The organism is Streptomyces chrestomyceticus JCM 4735, from assembly GCF_003865135.1.
Lineage (GTDB): Bacteria > Actinomycetota > Actinomycetes > Streptomycetales > Streptomycetaceae > Streptomyces > Streptomyces chrestomyceticus.
This window is the reverse complement of sequence record NZ_BHZC01000001.1, coordinates 6,354,145-6,375,933: the sequence shown is the minus strand read 5'-3', so window position 1 is coordinate 6,375,933 and position 21,789 is coordinate 6,354,145. Positions and strand designations below refer to the sequence as shown.

At 69.9% G+C, this 21,789-nt stretch carries 18 protein-coding genes; 10 read left to right on the top strand and 8 right to left on the bottom strand.

The annotated features are described in order from the left end of the window. Positions 1 to 18 precede the first annotated feature (18 nt). Positions 19 to 483, top strand: coding sequence for a hypothetical protein (locus EJG53_RS27575; protein WP_125047142.1), 465 nt, complete (start codon positions 19 to 21; stop codon positions 481 to 483). 379 nt (positions 484 to 862) lie between these two features. Here EJG53_RS27575 and EJG53_RS40735 read toward each other — a convergent pair whose 3' ends face one another. Beyond that, a complete protein-coding gene (locus tag EJG53_RS40735) occupies positions 863 to 1,039 on the bottom strand; it encodes a hypothetical protein (protein WP_154806405.1) in 177 nt (58 codons plus the stop codon). Between the two features lie 945 nt (positions 1,040 to 1,984). On the opposite strand from EJG53_RS40735, the gene EJG53_RS40730 reads away from it, so the two are divergent. Further along, positions 1,985 to 4,120 (top strand): FG-GAP repeat domain-containing protein, encoded by a 2,136-nt coding sequence (locus EJG53_RS40730; protein ID WP_154806404.1) that lies wholly within the window; start codon positions 1,985 to 1,987, stop codon positions 4,118 to 4,120. 89 nt (positions 4,121 to 4,209) lie between these two features. Here the strand turns inward: EJG53_RS40730 and EJG53_RS27560 are convergent, their stop codons facing one another. Next, the gene (locus EJG53_RS27560; protein WP_125047140.1) at positions 4,210 to 4,833 is read right to left on the bottom strand and encodes a hypothetical protein; all 624 of its coding nucleotides are present in this window, start codon (positions 4,831 to 4,833) and stop codon (positions 4,210 to 4,212) included. Between the two features lie 399 nt (positions 4,834 to 5,232). Between EJG53_RS27560 and EJG53_RS27555 the strand changes: the two genes are divergently transcribed. Continuing rightward, positions 5,233 to 7,302, top strand: a complete 2,070-nt coding sequence (locus EJG53_RS27555) for an FG-GAP repeat domain-containing protein (protein ID WP_125047139.1) — start codon at positions 5,233 to 5,235, stop codon at positions 7,300 to 7,302. A gap of 130 nt (positions 7,303 to 7,432) precedes the next feature. Here the strand turns inward: EJG53_RS27555 and EJG53_RS27550 are convergent, their stop codons facing one another. Continuing rightward, positions 7,433 to 7,717 carry a putative quinol monooxygenase gene (locus EJG53_RS27550; RefSeq protein WP_125047138.1) on the bottom strand — a complete coding sequence of 95 codons (285 nt, stop codon included), beginning with the start codon at positions 7,715 to 7,717 and terminating at the stop codon, positions 7,433 to 7,435. A gap of 340 nt (positions 7,718 to 8,057) precedes the next feature. On the opposite strand from EJG53_RS27550, the gene EJG53_RS27545 reads away from it, so the two are divergent. From EJG53_RS27545 to EJG53_RS27535, 3 genes are all read left to right on the top strand, one after another. Then, the gene (locus EJG53_RS27545; RefSeq protein ID WP_125047137.1) at positions 8,058 to 9,323 is read left to right on the top strand and encodes an ABC transporter substrate-binding protein; all 1,266 of its coding nucleotides are present in this window, start codon (positions 8,058 to 8,060) and stop codon (positions 9,321 to 9,323) included. Positions 9,324 to 9,427: 104 nt separating this feature from the next. Beyond that, the gene (locus tag EJG53_RS27540; RefSeq protein ID WP_125049633.1) at positions 9,428 to 10,306 is read left to right on the top strand and encodes a carbohydrate ABC transporter permease; all 879 of its coding nucleotides are present in this window, start codon (positions 9,428 to 9,430) and stop codon (positions 10,304 to 10,306) included. A gap of 3 nt (positions 10,307 to 10,309) precedes the next feature. After that, positions 10,310 to 11,185, top strand: a complete 876-nt coding sequence (locus EJG53_RS27535) for a carbohydrate ABC transporter permease (protein WP_125047136.1) — start codon at positions 10,310 to 10,312, stop codon at positions 11,183 to 11,185. Between the two features lie 34 nt (positions 11,186 to 11,219). Here EJG53_RS27535 and EJG53_RS40725 read toward each other — a convergent pair whose 3' ends face one another. Continuing rightward, positions 11,220 to 11,360 (bottom strand): hypothetical protein, encoded by a 141-nt coding sequence (locus tag EJG53_RS40725; RefSeq protein ID WP_154806403.1) that lies wholly within the window; start codon positions 11,358 to 11,360, stop codon positions 11,220 to 11,222. Positions 11,361 to 11,498: 138 nt separating this feature from the next. On the opposite strand from EJG53_RS40725, the gene EJG53_RS27530 reads away from it, so the two are divergent. The 3 genes from EJG53_RS27530 to EJG53_RS27525 all read left to right on the top strand — a co-directional run bounded on the left by EJG53_RS27530 (position 11,499) and on the right by EJG53_RS27525 (position 13,285). Continuing rightward, positions 11,499 to 11,945, top strand: a complete 447-nt coding sequence (locus EJG53_RS27530; protein WP_125047135.1) for a GNAT family N-acetyltransferase — start codon at positions 11,499 to 11,501, stop codon at positions 11,943 to 11,945. 55 nt (positions 11,946 to 12,000) lie between these two features. Further along, positions 12,001 to 12,141, top strand: coding sequence for a hypothetical protein (locus EJG53_RS40720; protein ID WP_154806402.1), 141 nt, complete (start codon positions 12,001 to 12,003; stop codon positions 12,139 to 12,141). Between the two features lie 184 nt (positions 12,142 to 12,325). After that, entirely contained in the window at positions 12,326 to 13,285 is a 960-nt protein-coding gene (locus EJG53_RS27525; protein WP_125047134.1) for a TauD/TfdA dioxygenase family protein, read from the top strand. A 34-nt stretch (positions 13,286 to 13,319) separates the two neighbouring features. On the opposite strand, the gene EJG53_RS27520 is transcribed toward EJG53_RS27525, so the two are convergent. The 3 genes from EJG53_RS27520 to dusB form a co-directional block, all read right to left on the bottom strand. Beyond that, positions 13,320 to 14,228: an ArsR/SmtB family transcription factor gene (locus EJG53_RS27520; RefSeq protein WP_125049632.1), complete on the bottom strand. Its 909-nt coding sequence runs from the start codon at positions 14,226 to 14,228 to the stop codon at positions 13,320 to 13,322. A gap of 552 nt (positions 14,229 to 14,780) precedes the next feature. After that, positions 14,781 to 17,519 carry a pyruvate, phosphate dikinase gene (gene ppdK / locus EJG53_RS27515; protein ID WP_125047133.1) on the bottom strand — a complete coding sequence of 913 codons (2,739 nt, stop codon included), beginning with the start codon at positions 17,517 to 17,519 and terminating at the stop codon, positions 14,781 to 14,783. A 430-nt stretch (positions 17,520 to 17,949) separates the two neighbouring features. Beyond that, positions 17,950 to 19,077: a tRNA dihydrouridine synthase DusB gene (gene dusB / locus EJG53_RS27510; protein WP_125047132.1), complete on the bottom strand. Its 1,128-nt coding sequence runs from the start codon at positions 19,075 to 19,077 to the stop codon at positions 17,950 to 17,952. A gap of 275 nt (positions 19,078 to 19,352) precedes the next feature. Here dusB and EJG53_RS27505 point away from each other — a divergent pair, with 275 nt between their 5' ends. After that, on the top strand, positions 19,353 to 20,831 hold the full coding sequence (locus tag EJG53_RS27505; RefSeq protein WP_125047131.1) for an MFS transporter: 1,479 nt from the start codon (positions 19,353 to 19,355) through the stop codon (positions 20,829 to 20,831). Here EJG53_RS27505 and EJG53_RS27500 read toward each other — a convergent pair. After that, positions 20,804 to 21,694: a helix-turn-helix transcriptional regulator gene (locus tag EJG53_RS27500; RefSeq protein ID WP_174856464.1), complete on the bottom strand. Its 891-nt coding sequence runs from the start codon at positions 21,692 to 21,694 to the stop codon at positions 20,804 to 20,806. The two genes, EJG53_RS27505 and EJG53_RS27500, sit on opposite strands and share 28 nt — an antisense overlap. Positions 21,695 to 21,789: the final 95 nt, after the last annotated feature.

Below are 21,789 nucleotides of genomic sequence, written 5' to 3'. Positions count from 1 at the left end.
GGAATACGAGGAAAACGCATGATCCTGTTGACTTTCTCGCCAGACGAACAGTCCGACTTCCCCGGTCCAGCCGCGCGTCCCGGCACGATTGACCTCACTACTGAAAGCTCCATGAATCTCCGGTATGGTTTCTTCGTGTATCCAGTGAACCTCAGGGTAGACGGAGTGGAGTTCCTTTCTGCTGCGCGCGTTCCGTTGATCGACATCATGTTCACGGTCGCCTACTCGCTGAAAGGCCTCGACCACAAGGGGGCCGGCGAGATCGACTTCACCGAAAACGCGCGCGTGATCTATATTACACAGCAAGGGGACAATGCCGTTTTCACCGACCTTCATGCGGGTACGGCAAGCTGTCTCCGCAGTGAGTATTTCGATGCAGTGCACGATTTCGTACGCCAGGGGATCCAACACCTCGCAGATCGCCACCCTGAAATACTCAGTAACAAGACCATCAGTGAGCTTCGGGAACTAATTTCCGCATAAAAGCGACTTGGACAGGCGGGCGCCAGAAACGCTCCGCGAAGTCGTCGTGGTGGGCGCCGGCCAGCGGCAGCCGCAGCCGGATTCCGCCGCCGAACAGCACGTGCAGCTTGGAGTCCTGAATGACAGTGGTGCAGTGACGGGCCCCGATGCCCTTTTCACCCGGACCCGCCAGCATGGCTGGGTGGAAACCTGGGACGATGGGCCGCTGTCATCCACCCAAGCCTGGCGCGCGGCGTCCCGGGGAGGCCGGTCGGCTCTACCACTTCACCGCGGCAACGGGCGACGTGAACGCAATCGCGAAACAGAATGCGTCCGGTGAGGCCCTGGCCGTGGTCTCCACGCTGGCCTGAACTGTCACCGCAGACGTGCCGTTGCAAGCTCAGACGGTGGATTCGGTGTTGATAAGGGCGATCGTCTGCGCGAAGGATTGGCGGTCGGCGATGAAATGCCGCCCTCTGGGCCAGAACCAGCCGAAGAAATGGCGCTGCACCGGCAGTGTCAGCGCTGTCAGGGCCTCCGTTTTCCTGGCCTCCTCCCGCTCGGAGAGCACCACCATGCGGGCGTTGCCGGCGTACTGGACGGCGAATTCGACGAGGTGAGCCCCAGCTTTCCGCGTACGCCGCGACGTTGTTGATCAGCCACCGGGTGGGCTCGTCGAGCTGCTGCCAGCAGCGTTCCCGTTCGCCTGCCAGGCGTTGGCGCATCACCGGGGTCCAGCCCGGCTCGCCGTCCGCCGGAAGGGGCACCTGCCGCAGCAGGGCGTACACCGATGTGATGCGGGAGAGATGCGTTCGGAAGGCGTCACGGGCGGCATGGACGTCCCCGAGCCGCCCTGTCCGTCCACCACCGAATCATTTCGGATCCGGCGGCTGAGACCTCCTTTCGCACCCCCTCCTCCCGCAACTTCGCCGATATCAATGCGTACGCCTCTGCACGCCGGATCTCGCTTTCCGCATCCTTCTTCAGGTCCTTTTGTGTAAGGGTGAGACGATATCGCAAGAGCAGTATGAAAGATTCCAAAGCTTCGGCGCGGACCTCCGCCATGGAGAGTTTTTGATCTCGGCGCCGGAACACCTGGCCGCAAGGTAATGGGCGGCTACGGGGGCCGGGACCTCGTGGTCGTCATCGTGGCCACTGGCCAAGGCCGTGGTCGCCGTACCGATCTGCCGAAGTGTCGTCTCACCGGGGAGCGACAAGGCGGTCCGCGCGCGGCGCGTGCCCCTGCGCCCCGCAAGTGCCCGGCGCCCCCTCCCTGTTGTTAGGATTTGCCTCATCTTGGGGGGCTCGTACTTTTAGTCGGTCGGGAGAGGCATGGCCTCTTCCTGCCCTCCGTCACCCACCGCGGCGCTCACGCCGCGACTTGCCTGGAGGGCATGTGAAACGTTCCACCGCGCCGGAGCCGAGACGGTCCCGGTTGTCCCGGCGCCTTCTGGGCGGGGCCGTCGCGCTCGGGCTCGCGGTGAGCGGCGGGGCGCTCGTGTCTCCCGCTGTGGCCGCGCCCGTGGAGCCTCCCACGTGGGACTACGTGCAGGATGTGGCGCTGAAGATCGCGCCGGGGTCCGAGATCGTCAGTGCGGGCCGTACCGGGTTCCTGTCCGTGGACCCGCAGAACAACGTGGTGTGGACGGACTACCAGGGCCGTACGACCAAGGTGGCCCAGGACGACTGGCAGTACACCCACACCACGGGACACGGCGCCGTGTCCGACGTCGTGGCGCTCGGGAACACCCCGTACATCCAGACGTTCAGCAAGATCACCCTGCGGGACATGGCCACCGGGGCCACCACACTCATCGACCTGACGAAGTACGGGTACCGGTACGCCGGCACCGTCGAGGGCTGGGTGGTCGCCACCAAGAAGGCCGCCCTCGGCGAAGAGGTGCACGTCCTCGGGCTTCAGGGCGGCGGGACGCTGACCGACCGGACCGTCACGGGCCTGCCCACCGACGGAACCGAGTTCGAAATGGAGGCGGGGGCTCCGGGCAAAGCCCTGCTGCGATACGCCAGAGGCGTCAGCGGCACGGGGCTTCACGGGTACGAGGTGGTCGACCTGGCCGCGGCCAAGGTTGTTCCCACCCGCGGCATGGTGAGCCATCTCTCGTCCAACGCGGCCCTGTCGGCTACGCACATGGCCTCGATCGGGTCGGTGAACTACGGCGACGAGAAGATCTACCTGAGCGTCACCGAGACGCGCGCCGACAACCCTAAGGCGTGGAGCACACGCCTGCCCGGCTCCTACATGCCGACCATGGGCCTGGTCGGCGACTGGGTGATGTACGGGAACCGAGGCAGGGTCCGAGAAGGATCCTCGCCGGATGAACTGGCCATCCGGGCCGTCCCGGCCGGCGGTGGCACCGCCCGCAAGGTGATGGACCATGCCACGTCCTCCGCACCTACTCCGGACGGCGATCTGCTGGTGATGGGCGGCACCGTCGCCCAGGGCGAAGGGCTCTACCGGGTCTCCGCGAAGGCCGGTGGCGGGGCGCCGACCGTGGAACTGGTCGCGGGCACCGGGCAGCCCACCAAGGTCACCCTGCTCGGCTCCGACGTATCGAACACGGCACGGTTGGACCAGCGCCGGTGGCACCCGCGCTGGCATCTGTCCCGGCGCAACGTCAGCATGACCATCACCCTGCGCCACAACGCCTCGGGCAAGCGGGCCGAGTACCACCTGGTCCCGGACCAGGGAGGCGAGAACTGGGACGGTTGGGTCGACCTGAACTGGGACGGCCTGGTCAACGTGCGCGGCCGGGACGAGGCAGCGCCCAACGGCGCCTACACCTGGGAACTGACCGCCGCACCCCGTAACGGCATCGGTCCCGCCCTCCACCAGAAGGGCTCCTTCACGGTCGAGCGCAAGCCCGCCGCGCACGACTACACCGACAACGGTTCGCCGGACGTGATCGTGCGCGACCGGGCGGGCAAACTGTCGCTCGAAGACACCGCCCACGATCCTCTGAACCCGCACTCTCACAAGCGCCGCATCGTGGTCGGCGGGGGCTGGAACATCTACGACCAGGTTGTCGCCGTCGGCGACGTGGCCGGTGCCTCCCACGGTGACGTGGTGGCGCGGGACTCGGCGGGCGTGCTGTGGCTCTACCTCGGCAAGGGTGACGGGAGCTTCGACAAGCCGCTGAAGGTCGGCGCCGGATGGAACGCGTACGATGCGATCACCGGCGGCAGCGACCTGAACGGTGACGGCCGCGGCGACCTGCTGGCCCGCGACCGGTCCGGCGTGCTGTGGCTGTATCAGGGCACCGGCAACTGGCGGGCACCGTTCGCGCCGCGCAAGAAGATCGGCGGCGGCTGGGGCAGCTACGACAACATCACCGCCGTCGGTGATGTGGCGGGTGCTTCCGCCGGTGACGTGGTGGCTCGCGACCGTTCCGGCGTCCTCTGGCTCTACCTCGGCAAGGGCGACGGCACCTTCGACGGACGCGTGCAGATCGGCGCCGGCTGGGGCGGCTACCGCCAACTGATCGGCATCGGCGACTCCAACGCCGACGGCCGCGCCGACCTCCTCGTCTCCGGCCCGGACAACGGCACGTACGTCTACCACGGCACGGGCAACTGGCAGGCACCGTTCGCCCGGCCCGAGCTGGCCGGGATCACCACGTCGGACGAGACCCTCGCCTGACGACCGGACGACGGCGGACACCCACGCGCCCACCGGGGCCGGGACCGGGGCCCTCACCTCGCGAGCACCCGATCCCGGCCCCTTCGCGGTCACTTGGTCCAAGCGCCACCGCACAAGTCCTCGCCAAGCTTCGCGATCACGGCGGGGGCCAGTGCGGGCGCGTAACCGTGAACCCACTGCTCGGCGAGGGCGAGGAAGCCCTTGAGGTCGTCGTGCACGGTGCGGAGGAGGGCCGGCAGTTCGGCCGAAGGAAGCTCGATGGGGCGGCTCGCCGGAGCCTCCGTGTCGGGCCAGATCCTGACGAGCGGGCCGCCATGCTCGACGTGTGCGACGGTGCCGTGGCCGAGCCAGGGTTCGTCGCCGTCCAAGAGGTCGTACCAGTCACGCCAGTTCTCCAGGCCGAAGCAGCAGCCCGGGGCGATCACAGTGCCGGTCGTGGTGTCCTTCAGGCGGATGCCGCCCGGAGCTGTCACGAGATCGACGCTCAGCAGGTGCGCCAAGCGCCGGGCCACGGCCTCGGCGCCCGCGGCGTGAGCCGGGGCCTCGTGGTCGTCCTCGTGGCCGCTGGTCAGGACTGCCATCGCCGTACCGACTTGCCGAAGTGACATCTCGCCGGAGAGCACCAGAAGCCGGTCCTCGCTCGGCGCGGCGGCGGGCCACCGGGCGAAGTCCACGGCGTCGTAGGTCTCCATGACGGCATCAATGATCAGCACGGATTCATTCTCGGCGGCCGTCGGCGTGGGCGCTTCCCCTTTTGCCGGTGCCCGACGGCGCCATGCCCTCGCCGGCCCTCGCTCCTCACGTCCTGTAAGCCTCTGCCCTCCCGGTTGTTAGGATTTGCCGGAACTTGGGGGGCTCGTACATTTAGTCGGTCGGGAGAGGAATGGCCTCTTCCTGCCCTCCGTCGCACACCGTGGCGCTCGCGCCGCGTCCTGCCTGGAGGGCACATGAAACGTTCAGCCGCGCCGGGACCGAGACGGTCCCGGCCGTTCCGCCGGGTACTGGGCGGAGCCGTCGCGCTCGGGCTCGCGGTGAGCGGCGGGACATTCGCGTCCTCTGCTGCCGCCGCCCCCGCGAAGCCGGTTCTGAAGATTACGCCGGGGTCGGAGATCGTGAGCGCCGGCACCACCGGCTTCCTCTCGGTCGACACGAAGAACACCCTGCGGTGGACGCGTTACGCCGACGGCACGACGACCGAGGTGGGCCAGGACAGCGGCCAGCACACCCAGGACATCGCGCACGGTGCCGCGTCCGACGTGGTGGCCGTGGGCGACAATCCGAGCATCACCGCGTCCCGCGAGATCACCTTGCGCGACATGGCCACCGGGTCGTCCACCCTCGTCGACCTCGCCGCGGGCGGCTACACGTACAAAGGCGCGGTCGGCCCCTGGGTGATCGCCGTCAAGCCCCTGGAGGGCGCCGAGGAAGCCCACGTCCTCGGGCTCATGGACGGCAAGCTCACCGACCGGAAGATCACCGGGCTGCCGGAGAAGACGCGGAAGTTCACCGCGGTGGCCGGGACACCGGGCTCGGCTCTGGTGCGGTTCGCCGGGAAGACGCACCCCTTCGAGAGCAACGACTACGCGGTGGTCGACCTGGCCGCCGCGAGGGTCAGCGACAACGGCGGGCTGACGACCGACGACAGGGCCACCGCCGCCCTGTCCCCGACGTACATGGCGTCGGTCGGAGCCCCCCACAGCGGTGGCAAACGCGTAAGCGTCAGCGTCGCGCAGCGTGGGCCGGAACGGCGGCCGTGGAGCGAGGAGCTATACGCCGACGACGCCGCCAACATGGTGGGCCTGGTCGGCAACTGGGTGCTGCACGGGTACGCGGACAAGGTGTACGAAGGGTACGCCGCGTATGCATCGGCCCTCTACGCCAACTTCATCGGTGGCCCCATGCACAAGGTGCTGGACCACGCCACCTCCACGACGCCCACGCCCGAGGGCGACCTGCTGGTGATGGGCGGCACCGTCGAGCAGGGCGAGGGCCTCTACCGGATCTCCACCGAGGCCAAGGGCGAGCCCGTCACCAAGCTCGTCGCGAGCACCGGCGAGCCGACCAAGCTCACCCTCCTCGGCTCTTCCGTACCCGCCGTTGCCGACCTGAGCCGCGGTAGCTGGAGGGCACACTGGCAGCTTTCGCGGCGCAACGCCTCCGTGTACATCACGCTGCGCCACACCGCGTCCGGCAAGGAGCGCTACATCGACTTGCCCACCATGGACAGGGCCCCGGGGCCGAAGTCCCTGGACGTGGAGTGGGACGGCCTGCTCGGCCACGGCAGCGACACCATGGCCGCTCCCAACGGTGACTACACCTGGCAGCTCACCGCCCGGCCCAACAATGGAATCGGCCCCGACCTGGACCTGAACGGTAAGTTCACCGTCCGCCGCAAGCCCGCCCCGCACGACTACACCGACAACGGTTCGCCGGACGTGCTGTCCCGTGACGCGGCGGGCAACCTGTCGCTCCAGGACACCTACCACGACTCGCGGGACACGCCGCAGCTCAAGGGCACGGAGTCGAAGACGGCCGGCTGGGGCTGGAACATCTACGACAAGGTCACCGCCGTCGGCGACGTGGCCGGTGCCTCCGCCGGTGACGTGGTGGCACGGGACGCGTCGGGCGTGCTGTGGCTGTACCTCGGCAAGGGCGACGGGACCTTCGACGGACGGCTGAAGGTCGGCGCCGGGTGGGACCCGTACGACGCGATCACCGGCGGCAGCGACCTCAACGGTGACGGCCGCAGCGACCTGCTGGCCCGCGACCGGTCCGGCGTGCTCTGGCTCTACGAGGGCACCGGCAACTGGCGGACACCGTTCGCGCCGCGCAAGAAGATCGGCGCGGGCTGGGACATCTACGACAGCATCACCGCCGTCGGTGACGTGGCCGGTGCCTCCGCCGGTGACGTGGTGGCCCGCGACCGTTCCGGTGTCCTATGGCTGTTCCTGGGCACCGGGGACGGCAATGTCGACTCCCGGGTGAAGATCGGCGCCGGCTGGGGCGGTTACCGCCAGCTGGTCGGCATCGGTGACGCGAACCGTGACGGCCGCGCCGACCTCTTCGTCACCACGCCGGACGGCGCCTCGTACCTCTACCAGGGCACGGGCAACTGGCAGGCACCGTTCGCCCCGCGCGAGCTGACCGACATCAAGACGCCGTCGCACGCGACCATCGCCTGACGAGCAACACCGACGGCAGCGACACCGGGCAAACCCGCCCACCGGCGCCGGGGCCAAGGCACTCAGATCATGAGTGCCTTGGCCCCGGCCCTGTTCCGTTCAGCCGGCCCTGCTCCGTTCCCGTGCCTGCTCAGGACGCCTCGACGCCGGATATCCGGTACTTCCGTATGTCCGCGTCCAGGATGGCCGCCGTCTGCCCGGCCTCCGGTCCGCTGCCTCGGAACGCGGCCAGTTCGGCGTCGGATTCCCAGCGTTCGTAGACGTTGATGCGGCCGGGGCCCAGGCGGTCGGCCGTGAGGGTGAAGTCCAGGCAGCCGGGGGTCTTCCTGGCCTGTTCGGTCACCGCGTCGCAGTCGGCCAGGTATGCCTCGCGGGCGTCGGGGGCTACGTGGAGCGTGCCGGACACGATGATCATGGGCGTCTCCTTCGGACGGGCGGACGGGCGGACAGATGGATGGACGAGTGGGCGGGTGGACGGACGAACGGCCGTGCGGTGAATGCCTTGTACCGAATCATGCACCAGGGGTCTGACAATCGGCCCGAGCGCGGCCCAGCAATGGCCTGAGCTGCGCGGACGCGGGCGACGGCACCGACACCCCCCGGCCCTTTTCGCGCAGGTGCAATGCGTTCTTCACGGTGGTGCGGCAAAGTAGGCGCTCGCGGCGGACGGTGATCGACGATCACCGGAAGCGGCACGACAGCCGGACGACGACCGGCGCGCGACGCGCGGCGGGCCACGTAGGGGGCGATCGGGCATGACTCGCGACATCGGCAGACGGCGGCTGCTCGGGGTGGCCGGAGGGGCGGCCCTCACGGCGGTCCTGGCGGCCTGCGGTTCCAACACGGGCCGTAACGGCAAGGGTTCGGGTCCGGAGCTCAGCCAGTGGTACCACCAGTACGGGGAGCCGGGCACCGAGCAGGCCGTCAAGCGGTACGCGGCCGCGTACGGCAAGGCGCGGGTCACGGTGCAGTGGCGGCCCGGCGATTACGACCGGCAGACCGCCGCCGCGCTGCTGACGGACTCCGGGCCGGACGTCTTCGAGGTCAACGGGCCGAAGCTGGACCAGATCAAGGGCGGGCAGGTCGTGGACCTGACGGCGGAGATCGCGTCCGCCCGGGACGACTTCAACCAGGCGGTGCTCGCGCCGAAGATCTGGCAGGACAAGGTCTGGGCGGTGCCGCAGACCATAGACACCCAGTTGCTGTTCTACCGGAAGAGCCTGCTGAAGGCGGCGGGCGTCGAGCCGCCGCGCAGCGTCGACGAGCTGGTGGAGGCCGCGAAGGCGCTGACCGCGCGGCACCGGAAGGACAAGGTCAAGGGGCTGTTCCTGGGGAACGACGGCGGGGCCGCGGTGCTGGGCGGTACGCCGCTGTTCGCCGCGGGGCTGAGTCTGATCACGGAGGACGGGAAGGTCGGCTTCGACGATCCGGCCGCCGCCCGGGTCCTCGGGAAGATCCGGCAGTTGTACGCCGACGAATCGTTGCTGCTGGGAGCGCCGACGGACTGGTCCGCCCCGGCGGCCTTCGTACAGGGGCTGACCGCCATGCAGTGGTCGGGCCTGTGGGCGCTGCCGCAGGTCAGGAAGGCGCTGGGGGACGACTTCGGGGTGCTGCCGTTCCCGAAGGACGGCGCCGGGAAGCCGGCCGTACCCGTAGGGGCGTACAGTTCGGCGGTCAGTGCGCGCAGCAAGCACCGGGCGGAGGCCAAGGCGTTCGTGAAGTGGCTGTGGGTGGACGGGACCGACAAGCAGGAGGACTTCGCCCTCGCGTACGGCTTCCACATCCCCGCCCGCACCTCGCTCGCCAAGAAGGCGAAGCAGCTCCGGGAGGGCGCGGCGGCCGACGCGGTCTCGTACGCCACCCAGTACGGCCACGCCGAGCCGCTGCTCTGGACGACGCCGAGCAGCACCGCCTACCAGGACGCGCTCAACCGCATCATCAAGGGCGGCGCGAATCCGGAGAGCGAGCTGAAGGGTGTGGTGCGCAAGGTGGAGGCCGAGTTGCAGCGGGCGAAGAAGTGAGCGGAGCGGGGACCGCCGGTACGAAGGCAGGCAGCGGAGCCGGCACCGGCGCACGCCCCGGAGGCGGGCCCCTCGCCCGCCTCCGGGGGCAGCAGAACCGGAACCTGTGGTTCTGGGCGTTCGTGGGGCCGTTCGCGATCGGGCTGGGGCTGTTCACGTACGTACCGCTGGCCTGGAGCGTCTACCTCAGCTTCTTCGACGCCCACAACACGGTCACGCCGACGGACTTCGTCGGGCTGGACAACTACACGGCGATGCTCGGCGACGACGCCTTCGTGAGCAGCCTGGGCACGTTCCTGCTGTTCACGGCGTTCATCGTGCCGGCGACGTACGTGCTCTCGCTCGGCCTCGCGCTCATGGTCAACCGGCTGCGCTTCGCCCAGGCGTTCTTCCGCTCGGTCTTCTTCCTGCCGACCGCGTGCTCGTACGTGGTCGCGGCGCTGATCTGGAAGCTGTCGATCTTCAACGGGGTGCGGTTCGGGCTGGCCAACACCGTGCTCGGGTGGTTCGGCGCGGACCAGACCGCGTGGCTGTCCACGACCGACCCGCCCTGGTACTGGCTGGTGATCGTGACCGTACGGCTATGGCTGCAGGCCGGTTTCTTCATGATCCTGTTCCTGGCCGGGCTGCAACGGATCTCGCCCCGCCTGTACGAGGCCGCCGCGGTGGACGGCGCGCGGCCCGGCTGGCAGACGCTCCGGTACATCACCCTGCCGCAACTGCGCGCCACCTCGGTCGCCGTCGTCCTGCTGCTCGTGATCAACGCGTTCCAGGCGTTCGACGAGTTCTACAACCTGATGTCCGACGCCCGCGGCTACCCGCCGTACGCCCGCCCGCCGCTGGTGTACCTCTACTACACCGCCCTCGGGCAGGAGCAGAACCTCGGGCTGGGCAGCGCGGGCGCGGTGATCCTGGCGCTGATCATCGCCGTGGCGACCGTCGTCCAGGCGCGCTGGTTCGGCCTCGGGCGGAAGGAGGACTGAGCGATGACGAACAGGCCAAGGTTCACGGAACGCCCGCGCGCGCCGCAGGACCCCCGCGTCCGGGCCGGGCGCGCGCTGCGCGCGGTGATCGTCACCGTCCTCGCCCTCCTCTTCCTCCTCCCGTTCTACCTGCTCGTACGCAACGGCCTGGCCACCGAGCAGGACATCACCGCCCCCGACTGGACGTTCTTCCCGCGCGACCTCCAGTGGTCGAACCTCACCGAGGTCTTCGACGACCCGAACCTGCCGATGGCCCGCGCGCTGCTCAACTCCACCCTCATCGCGGTCTCCACGACCGTGGGCACGGTCCTGCTGGCCTCACTGGCCGGATACGGGCTGGCCCGCATCCCGTACCGGCACGCCAACCTCGTCTTCTACGCGATCCTCGGCACCCTGATGGTCCCGGCGGCCGTCACCTTCGTCCCCAGCTTCGTCCTCGTCTCGTCGCTCGGCTGGATCTCGACCCTGCGCGGACTGATCGTCCCGACCCTGTTCAGCGCCTTCGCCTGCTTCATGTTCCGCCAGTACTTCCTCGGCTTCCCCCGGGAACTGGAGGACGCGGCGCGGGTGGACGGGCTCGGGTACTGGCGTACGTACTGGCGGATCGTGGTGCCCAACTCGCGGCCCGTCTTCGCGGCCGTCGGCACGATCGTCTTCATCGGCGCCTGGAACGCGTTCCTGTGGCCGCTGGTCATCGGCCAGGACCGGCAATCGTGGACGGTGCAGGTCGCGCTGTCCACGTTCACCACGGCGCAGAACCTCAACCTGCACGAACTGTTCATCGCGGCGGCGATCTCGATCGCGCCGCTGGTAGTCGTGTTCGTGCTGCTCCAGCGGTACATCGTGGCCGGGGTGGAGCGGTCGGGGATCGACGACTGAGGCGACTGGGACGAACGCGCGCGGGCCGAGGAGTTCACGGCGAGCCGATGGTTTCGGCCACCGTCGCGCCCGCGTGCGCCATCCCCGTACCGTTCGGGTGGTACGGGGCCGCCACCGAGCCCGGCAGCAGTCCTTCCGTCCACCGCTCGCCGGCGCGGCGCGGGTTTCTGGCCATCGCACTCTCCTGCTGCTCGCCGGGGGGACAACCGTGACGATCTCTGACAAGGAAGATTCCCCGTCAGCCCCGGCCGCCAAAAGCGGCGGCACGGAAAATCGGTGGCGGTGCGCGGGAAACGTGTGGGAGAACTCAGCCATGAGCGATGCCACCACCCCGGCCCAGGAGACGGTACTCACGATCGGCGCTCACGACGCCGCCCTGGAGAAGCGCCTGGAGGACGAGCTCGACGCCTTCAACGCCGCTGCCACGGTCGGCGCCGAGCGGGCCGAATTCTCGGTACAGGTGACGGACACGGAGGGTGAGTTGATCGGCGGGCTGAGCGCCTGGGTGTGGGGCGGGCTGTGCGGGATCCACCTCCTGTGGGTACGGGAGGAGAGCCGGTCGGCCGGCTGGGGCGCGAAGCTGCTGCACGCCGCGGAGCAGGAGGCGGTACGGCGCGGCTGCGACCGCGCGACGGTGTCCTCGTACACGTTCCAGGCGCCGGGATTCTACGAGCGGCAGGGGTACACCGAGGTCGGGCGGGTGCCGGGGATGCCGGGCGGGCACGCGGACGTGTACCTGTACAAGGAGTTGAAGGGCTGAGGGGGCGAGGGGCGTACGGTGTCCCTTCCCCTGGCCATGAGGTACGGTGCGTGCCATGACCACGTACTCGACCTTCCGTGAGGCGGAGCCGCTGCGCTGCGGCCCCCACGGCGAGTGCGCGCCCCGCGGCATGACGTTTCTGCGCCGCCGCGGCCGGGTGGGTTCGCCCCCGGCCGCCGCTCTCCGCTGTCGGTGACCTTCCGGGCGTAACGGCCCTTCCGGCGGCAACTTCCGCGCACCGCCGCGGCAGCTCCGCACCCGTACGGCAACGGTGCTTGTTCCCGTGATCCCGGCGTTCCTTGGACGCGGGACGCCGGATGCCGGTGCGGGCGCCGCGCCTCTCTCCGTACCTTTCGCTCCTCTCCCTCCAGGAGGAACCCTTGACGGCCATCGCCGACCACACCGCCCCGACCCCGGCCTCGCCCGCTCCCTCCCCCGCCCTCCGTGACCACCGCATCCCCGCCGACGGCCTCTACGAGGGCACCCGCGTCCTGCGCCGCACGCCCGAGGACTGGGAGGACCGGCCCTACGAGCGGTTCGAGATCGTCCCGCAGGCCGCGACCATCGGCGCGGAGATCCGCGGCCTCGACCTGTCCCGCCCTCTCGACCCGGCACTGCGTGAGGAGTTGAACCGTGCGCTGCTGGAGTGGAAGGTGCTGTTCTTCCGGGGGCAGCACCTCACCTCGGCCGCACAGCGCGCGTTCGCCCGCAACTGGGGTGAGCTGGAGACCAATCCGCTGCTGGCCACCGGGGACGCCGAGGACGTCGTACGGTTCGACCGCAGCGCGGTGTCCACCTTCGAGAACGTGTGGCACACGGATGTGACGTTCCGCGAACGTCCGGCGCTGGGCGCGGTGTTGCAACTGCGCGAGGTCCCGCCGTACGGGGGCGACACCATGTGGGCGGACATGGCGGCCGCGTACGACAACCTGCCGCAGGACGTACGGGACCGTATCGACGGCGCGACCGCCGTGCACGACTTCCTGCCGGGCTTCGCGCGCTTCTACTCCGCCGAGCGGCTGGCGCCGTTCCAGGAGCAGTTCCCGCCGGTCGAGCACCCGGTCGTACGGCGGCACCCGGAGACCGGCCGCCGGATGCTGTTCGTCAACACCTCCTTCACCACCCGCATCGTGGGGTGGGAGCGGGCGGAGAGCGACCGGATGCTGCGGCTGCTGTTCCAGCAGGCGCACGTACCGGAGTTCCAGGTGCGGTTCCGCTGGCAGGCGGGGGACGTCGCCTTCTGGGACAACCGCGCCACGCAGCACTACGCGGTCAACGACTACGGGGCGGGGCGCCGGGTCGCCGAGCGGGTGGCGATCACGGGCGATCGTCCGTACTGAATGGAGGCCGTCCTGGGTGCGGGGCGCTGGAACGTTACTGCACAGCCCCCGCCCCCGGCACCCGCACATCCGCCTCCCGCGCCTCCAGCGCCGATATCTCCAGCCCTCGGGTGTCCACCCCCCGGACGTCCACCTCCGGACCGCCCCGCAGCAGCGCCGCCCCCAGCGGCGTCAGCGTGTGGAGTACGGCGTTGCCGTGGCGCAGTGTCAGCAGCAGCCCCGCATCGCGCAGCACCGTCGCGTGCTGGCTGGCCGAGGCCAGCGACACGTCGACGCGCCGCGCCAGTTCGCTCGTCGTGCAGCCGCCGCCCACGCCGTGCAGGATCGCCGAGCGGGTCCGCCCGACGAGCTTGCCCAGCGAGTGGCCGGGCGTGACGGCCGGCATGACGCGGGGCGCGGGGTGCTCCAAGGGGTAGACGAGGACGGGGGTGAGCTCGGGGTCGGCGAAGGTGACGGGCGTGTGACGGCAGAAGAACGACGGGAGCAGGAGCAGCCCCCGGCCGTTCAGGAACAGGTCGCGGTCGACCGGGTAGTCCACTTCCAGGACGGGCGGCCGCCAGCGCATCGTGGGCGGGAGCGAGGCGAGCAGATGGTCCGCGCCGCCGTCCAGCAGGGCCCGGCCGCGGGCGGCACGGTCCGCCTCGATACGGGCCTGGAGCAGCGGCCAGTACGGCGCGACGGCGTTCTCGTAATAGCTCCGCAGCGCGCCGGCGAGCCGCCCGAGCGCCGCGGAATCGCCCTCGCTCAGCTCCCGCAGCCACGTCGGCAGCGGCCGGGTCGCGGGCAGCCGCGAAAGTTCGGCATGCAGTCGCGCGGGCGGGGTCGCGCGGAGCGCCGCCAGCCCTTCGTCGATGCCGAGGAGCCCCTCCGGCGGCGTCAGGAAATCCGGAAAATAGCCGCGCGTGGGAACGAGCGGCGCCAGCAGTCGTGTTTCACCATTCAACCTGCACCGGGCATCGGAGCGCCATTTGCCGAAGGCCGCGCCGGGCCGCCGGTCGCGCAGTCGGTGAAAACTTAAAACGGTCTCCCACAGCACGTCAGGGCGCGCGGCAATGCGCACCCGGGCCAGATCCGGTCCACTGAAATGGACGCGTAGCACCGAACCCCCACCAATGCTCCCTAGTCGACCCCCGGCCATCTGAGTATGCACGCAGACACAGCCTGTCACCACGCCCTTTTGGCCAGAGTTGAAAGGGGTCGCGCCAACGCGGCGGGCAGGGAAAGCTGTAACTCAATTCGACGGCAGTGCGAATGGAACGGATTGCTCGATCCCGTGGGGGGTGACGAGGCAATGACCGACCGCTCAGCATTTGCCGTGGAAGGCCGTCAACCAGGCCGACATGGCTGACGGCAGCTCCCGAGGGGGGAGTCCGGAGAAAAGCGAGGGCGGCACCTCCGCACAGGTGCCGCCCTCGTCGGGTTCCGGAGCCGGCGTCAGGGTGAGGGTCGGTACGGTCCGACACCAACTCCGGTTGGCCTACCGGGTGTCACGGGTTCAGCGGCTGTCACTGCCCAGGGACTCCGCCGCCGCGCGACCCGCTTCGAGGCGGGCGACCGGGATGCGGAACGGGGAGCAGGAGACGTAGTCCAGGCCCACCTCGTGGAAGAAGTGCACCGACTCCGGGTCGCCGCCGTGCTCGCCGCAGACGCCGAGCTTGAGGTCGGGGCGGGTGGCGCGGCCGGCCTCGGCGGCGCTGCGGACCAGGGAGCCGACGCCGTCCTTGTCGATGGTCTCGAACGGGCTGACGCCGAAGATGCCCTTCTCCAGGTAGGCGGTGAAGAAGCTGGCCTCGACGTCGTCGCGGCTGAAGCCCCAGACCGTCTGGGTCAGGTCGTTGGTGCCGAAGGAGAAGAAGTCGGCGGACTCGGCGATCTGGCCGGCGGTCAGCGCCGCGCGGGGCAGTTCGATCATCGTGCCGAGGGTGAGCTTGAGGTCCACGCCGTGGGCCCGCTCGACCTCGGCGATGACCTGCTCGGCCTCCTCGCGGACGATCTCCAGCTCCTGGACGGTGCCGACCAGCGGGATCATGATCTCGGCCCGCGGGTCGCCCTTGGCGGCGTTCTTGCGCTCGGCCGCCGCCTCCGCGATGGCCCGTACCTGCATGGCGAACAGGCCGGGGATGACCAGGCCGAGGCGGACGCCGCGCAGGCCCAGCATCGGGTTCTGCTCGTGCAGCTTGTGCACGGCCTGGAGCAGGCGCAGGTCGTTCTCGTTGGCGTCCTTGCGGGACTCGGCGAGGGCGACGCGTACGGAGAGTTCGGTGATGTCGGGCAGGAACTCGTGCAGCGGCGGGTCCAGGAGGCGGACCGTCACCGGCAGGCCGTCCATGGCCTCGAACAGCTCGACGAAGTCGGCCTTCTGGAGGGGCAGCAGGCCACCGAGGGCCGCCTCGCGGTCGGCGTCGGTGTCGGCGAGGATCAGGCGCTCGACCATCTCGCGGCGCTCGCCGAGGAACATGTGCTCGGTACGGCACAGGCCGATGCCCTGGGCGCCGAAGCGGCGGGCGCGGGCGGCGTCCTCGGCGTTGTCGGCGTTGGCCCGTACGCGCAGCCGGCGCACCCGGTCCGCGTACGCCATGATCCGGTGCACGGCCTTGACCAGCTCGTCGGCGTCGTCGGCGCCGGCGTGCATGCGGCCCTCGAAGTACTCGACGACCGGGGACGGCACGACCGGCACCTCGCCGAGGTAGATCTTGCCGGAGGAGCCGTCGATGGAGACGACGTCGCCCTCCTCGACCACGATGCCGCCGGGCGCGGTCAGGCACCGGCGCTTGGTGTCGACCTCCAGCTCCTCGGCGCCGCAGACACAGGTCTTGCCCATGCCGCGGGCGACCACGGCGGCGTGCGAGGTCTTGCCGCCGCGCGAGGTGAGGATGCCCTCGGCGGCGATCATGCCGTTGAGGTCGTCGGGGTTGGTCTCGCGGCGGATCAGGATGACCTTCTCGCCGGAGCGGGACCACTTGACCGCGGTGTAGGAGTCGAAGACGGCCTTGCCGACGGCGGCGCCCGGCGAGGCGGCGATGGCCCGGCCGATCTGCTGCGTCTTCGCGTTCTCGTCGAAGCGCGGGAACATCAGTTGCGCGAGCTGCGCGCCGTTGACCCGCTGGAGCGCCTCGGCCTCGTCGATCAGGCCCTGGTCGACGAGCTGGGTGGCGATGCGGAACGCGGCGCCCGCGGTGCGCTTGCCGACGCGGGTCTGGAGCATCCACAGCTTGCCGCGCTCGATGGTGAACTCGATGTCGCACAGGTCCTTGTAGTGCGTTTCGAGCGTTTCCATGATCTGCATCAGCTCGTCGTAGGACGGCTTGTCGATGCCTTCGAGGTCGGCGAGCGGCACGGTGTTGCGGATGCCCGCGACGACGTCCTCGCCCTGCGCGTTCTGCAGGTAGTCGCCGTAGACGCCCTGCTGGCCGCTGGCCGGGTCACGGGTGAAGGCGACGCCGGTGCCGGAGTCCGGGCCGAGGTTGCCGAAGACCATGGAGCAGATGTTGACGGCGGTGCCGAGGTCGCCGGGGATGCGCTCCTGGCGGCGGTAGAGCTTGGCGCGGTCGGTGTTCCACGAGTCGAAGACCGCGCGGACGGCGAGGTCCATCTGCTCGCGGGGCTCCTGCGGGAAGTTCCGGCCGGTCTCCTTGGAAACGATGTCCTTGAACTGGCCGACGAGGTTCTTCAGGTCGGCCGCGTCCAGGTCGACGTCGACGCGTACGCCCTTGGCCCGCTTGGCCTCCTCCAGCGCCTCCTCGAAGAGGTCGCCGTCCACGCCGAGCACGGTCTTGCCGAACATCTGGATGAGACGGCGGTAGGAGTCCCACGCGAAGCGCTCGTCGCCGGCCTGGGCGGCGAGGCCGGAAACCGACGCGTCGGACAGGCCGATGTTCAGCACGGTGTCCATCATGCCGGGCATCGAGAACTTCGCCCCGGAACGCACCGATACGAGAAGGGGGTTGTCGGCCTGGCCGAGCTTCTTGCCCATGGTCGCTTCGAGCGCTTCGAGGTGCTCGGTGACCTCGGCACGCAGTGCCGCGGGCTCCTGGCCGCTGTCGAGGTAGACCTTGCACGCCTCGGTGGTGATCGTGAACCCCGGCGGAACGGGAAGCCCCAGGTTGGTCATCTCGGCGAGGTTGGCGCCCTTGCCGCCGAGAAGGTCCTTGAGGTCCTTGTTGCCCTCGGTGAAGTCGTAGACGAACTTCGAAGGCTCGGACGGGGTTACGTGGGGATCTTGTGTTTCCGGCACGGGACTCTCTCCTCGCCGCGGGCTGCCCTGACGGCGAGGAACATACCCAGATCGAAGGCGTCTGGGTACGTCCACTCGGTCGACATACGCCCGTAACCCGTCGTCCGCCAGCAGATCGAAAGTCGCGGCGGAGGGAGGGGCGACTTCAATGTTTGAAGACATGGTGGCGTAGAGCGAACACTCGCCTGCGGATTCGCTACGGAATGCGACATTCGCTTGAAGAGGCGAACGCGAGATGGGCGGCACCCAGTGCCAGCAATTGGAGAGATGCACTCCCGCCCGAAACGCTCATCTGAGCGCAACCCCTATCAGGGGTGGCGAGAATCACGCCGTTGCGCCGGCCCCGGCCCCGCGATGCGGACCCGGAATCGGACCCGCCGAAAGACGGGAGGCCGGGCTCTCGCCCGGCCTCTCGCGTCGCGTTTGCTCCTCAGCCGCCCGAAGTGTCCAGTTCCGCGTCGGCCGTGACGCCCGTGCGGTCGTACGGGTCGTCCAGCCAGCCGTCGGGCAGGACCACCCGGTTCCGGCCAGATGTGCGGCCACGGGGTCCGTCGGCGCCTGCGGGCCAGGGCTGGTCGAGGTCCAGCTCGCTCATCAGAGCGTCCAGTTCGTCCAGCGACGAGGCGATTGCCAGCTTCTTGCGCAGCTCCGAGCCGATCGAGAAGCCCTTCGTGTACCAGGCGACGTGCTTGCGGAAGTCGATGACTCCGCGCGCCTCGTCCCCGATCCACTCCCCCAGCAGCGTGGCGTGCCGCAGCATCACGGCCGCGACCTCCTTGAGGGTCGGCTTCGCGTACGTACCCGTGCCCTCGAAGGCGGCCACCAGGTCGCCGAAGAGCCACGGCCGCCCCAGGCAGCCGCGCCCCACGACCACTCCGTCACAGCCGGTCTCGCGCACCATCCGCAGCGCGTCGTCGGCCGACCAGATGTCCCCGTTGCCCAGCACCGGGATCTCCGGCACGGCCTCCTTCAGGCGCGCGATGGCGTCCCAGTCGGCCGTGCCGCCGTAGTGCTGGGCCGCGGTCCGGCCGTGCAGCGCGATGGCCGTGACGCCCTCCTGGACCGCGATCCGGCCGGCGTCGAGGAAGGTGATGTGGTCGTCGTCGATGCCCTTGCGCATCTTCATGGTGACCGGCAGGTCGCCCGCGTTGGTCACCGCCTCGCGCAGGATGGAGCGCAGCAGATGCCGCTTGTACGGGAGGGCCGAGCCGCCGCCCTTGCGGGTCACCTTCGGCACCGGACAGCCGAAGTTCAGGTCGATGTGGTCGGCCAGGCCCTCCTCGGCGATCATGCGGACGGCCTTGCCGACGGTGTCCGGGTCGACGCCGTAGAGCTGGATGGAGCGCGGCTTCTCCGTCTCGTCGAAGTGGATGAGCTGCATGGTCTTCTCGTTGCGCTCGACCAGCGCCCGCGTCGTGATCATTTCGCTGACGAACAGGCCCTTGCCGCCCGAGAACTCCCGGCACAGCGTCCGGAAGGGGGCGTTGGTGATCCCGGCCATCGGCGCGAGGACCACGGGCGGCTGCACCGCGTGCGGGCCGATCTGCAGCTTAGTCATGAGGAGCGGGTTTCCTTCGGCGGTCGACGGGCGGACTGAGCGACCTCCCATTGTCGCGCACTCGCGCGGGTGCCTCGCCAGAGCCGTAGGTCCCCTGGCCGCGGACGCCCGCGACGGCTCGTCGCGCCCTTCGGCGGCGGCCGGTCGCGAGCTCCCGCAGCGGCTCGTCCCGTCCCCCGGCGGCGGCCGGTCGCGGACTCCCGCAGCGACGCGTTCGGCCCTCCCCCGGCGGTACCTCAGGAGCCGCCGCCCCCCGTTCGTTGTACCGTTCACCTATGCCCGAGCCGAGTCACCGGCGGCGTCTGCTCGTCCTGGCGATCTGCTGCATGAGCCTGCTGATCGTCAGCCTCGACAACACCGTCCTGAACGTCGCCCTGCCGTCCATGCAGAAGGATCTGGACACCTCGGTCTCCGGCATGCAGTGGACGATCGACGCCTACACCCTGGTCCTCGCCTCGCTGCTGATGCTGGCCGGCTCCACCGCCGACCGGCTCGGCCGCCGCCGGGTCTTCCAGGCGGGCCTGGTGGTCTTCTCGCTCGGCTCGCTGCTGTGCAGCCTGGCGCCGAACCTGGAGTGCCTGGTCGCGTTCCGCATGGTGCAGGCCGTCGGCGGCTCGATGCTCAACCCCGTCGCCATGTCGATCATCACCAACACCTTCACCGAGCCGAGGGAACGGGCCCGCGCGATCGGTGTGTGGGGCGGCGTGGTCGGCATCAGCATGGCGGCCGGGCCGATCGTCGGCGGGCTGCTGGTGCAGACCGTCGACTGGCGCGCGATCTTCTGGATAAACGTCCCCATCGGGGCGCTCGCCCTCTTCCTGACCATGCGGTACGTGCCGGAGTCGCGCGCCCCCAGGCCGCGCCGCGTCGACCCCGTCGGCCAACTGCTGGTGATCGTGCTGCTCGGCGCGCTCACGTACGCGATCATCGAGGCACCCGCGGTCGGCTGGACCTCGCCGCTGATCCTCGGCTTCGCCGCGACGGCCGTCGCCGCGCTCGCCGGACTGCTGCTGTACGAGCGGCGCCGCATCGAGCCGCTGATCGACCTGCGGTTCTTCCGCAGCGCGCCGTTCAGCGGCGCCACCGTCGTGGCGGTCTGCGCGTTCGCCGCGCTCAGCGGCTTCCTCTTCGTCAACACGCTCTACCTCCAGGACGTGCGGGGCCTGTCCGCCCTGGACGCCGGGCTCTACATGCTGCCGATGGCGGGCATGACGCTGGTCTTCGCGCCGCTGTCCGGGCGGCTGGTCGGCTCGGTGGGGCCGCGGCTGCCGCTGCTGCTGGCCGGGCTGGCGATGGCGGCCAGCGGAGTGCTGTTCGCGGGCTTCGAGGCGGAGGCGAGCACACCGCTGCTCTTCACCGGGTACGTGCTCTTCGGCGTCGGCTTCGGCCTGGTCAACGCGCCCATCACCAACACCGCGGTGTCCGGGATGCCCCGTACGCAGGCGGGCGTGGCCGCGGCCGTCGCCTCCACCAGCCGGCAGGTGGGCGGCTCACTGGGGGTCGCGGTGATCGGCGCCGTACTGGCCAGCGGCACCCGCGCCGCCGCCACCGGCAGCCGGTTCGTCGAGGCGAGCCGCCCCGCCTGGTGGATCATCGCCGGATGCGGCGCGGCCGTGCTGCTGCTGGGCGCGCTGACCACCGGCCGCTGGGCCCAGGGCACCGCGCGCCGCGCCGCGGAGCGCCTGGAGTCCACGGGGGACCAGGCCCCGCCGCAGGGTCACGGCGGTCAGCCTGCCGCGCGGATCAAAGCCTGAAGCTGTTCCAGCTTCTCGCGCGTCGCCTCGTCGTCGGGCGTGTAGGTGATCATCTTGGGCCCCTGGCCGGGGCCGGTGTACAGGTTTGTGGAGGACAGCCGCAGCAGGCCGACGTCCCGCTGACGGAAGAGCTTGGACTGGCTGACCGGCCGTACGACCTCCTGCCGCGCCCAGATCTCGCGGAACTCCGGCGAGGCCGCCTCCAGCCGCGCCACCATCGCCTTCCAGGGCGGCTCGGCGACACGGCCCGCCATGGACGCGCGGAACTTGGCGGCCATCACACGCAGCGTCTCGTTCAGATCCACCAGACTCGCCCGCCACTCCGCGTTGGTGAACGCCAGCCAGAGGCAGTTGCGGTCCTCCTCGGGCAGCGCGTCCAGGTCGCACAGCAGCCGCCCGTAGGTGCTGTTGTAGGCGAGGAGGTCGAACCGGCTGTTCTGGACGGCGGCGGGGAACGGCGTGAGCCGGTCGAGCATCTGCCGCATCGCCGGTGACACGCCCGTGCACTCGCTGTTCCGCACCGGGTCGGGCACGCCGGCCAGCGCGAAGAGGTGGCCGCGCTCGGCCCGGTCCATCTGGAGTGCGCGGGCCACGGCGTCCAGCACCTGGGGCGAGACCTTGATGTCCCTCGCCTGCTCAAGCCACGTGTACCACGTGACACCGACGGCCGAGAGGTGGGCGACCTCCTCGCGGCGCAGGCCCGGTGTACGGCGGCGGGGGCCGCGCGGCAGACCGACCTGTTCCGGGGTGATCCGCTCGCGGCGGCTGCGCAGGAAGGCGGCCAGCTCGCCGCGCCTGACGTCGCCGTCGGTCCGCGGGGGCCCTGTTCGCTCCGGCGTTCTCTCCGGCATGGTGGCGGTCATGATCCCATGGTGCCGGAGAGCTCAGCGGGTTGCCAGGTAGCGCCGCTACCAGGATAAGGAGACTCTGGTACCCCCCTGGGCGACGGACGATCGTC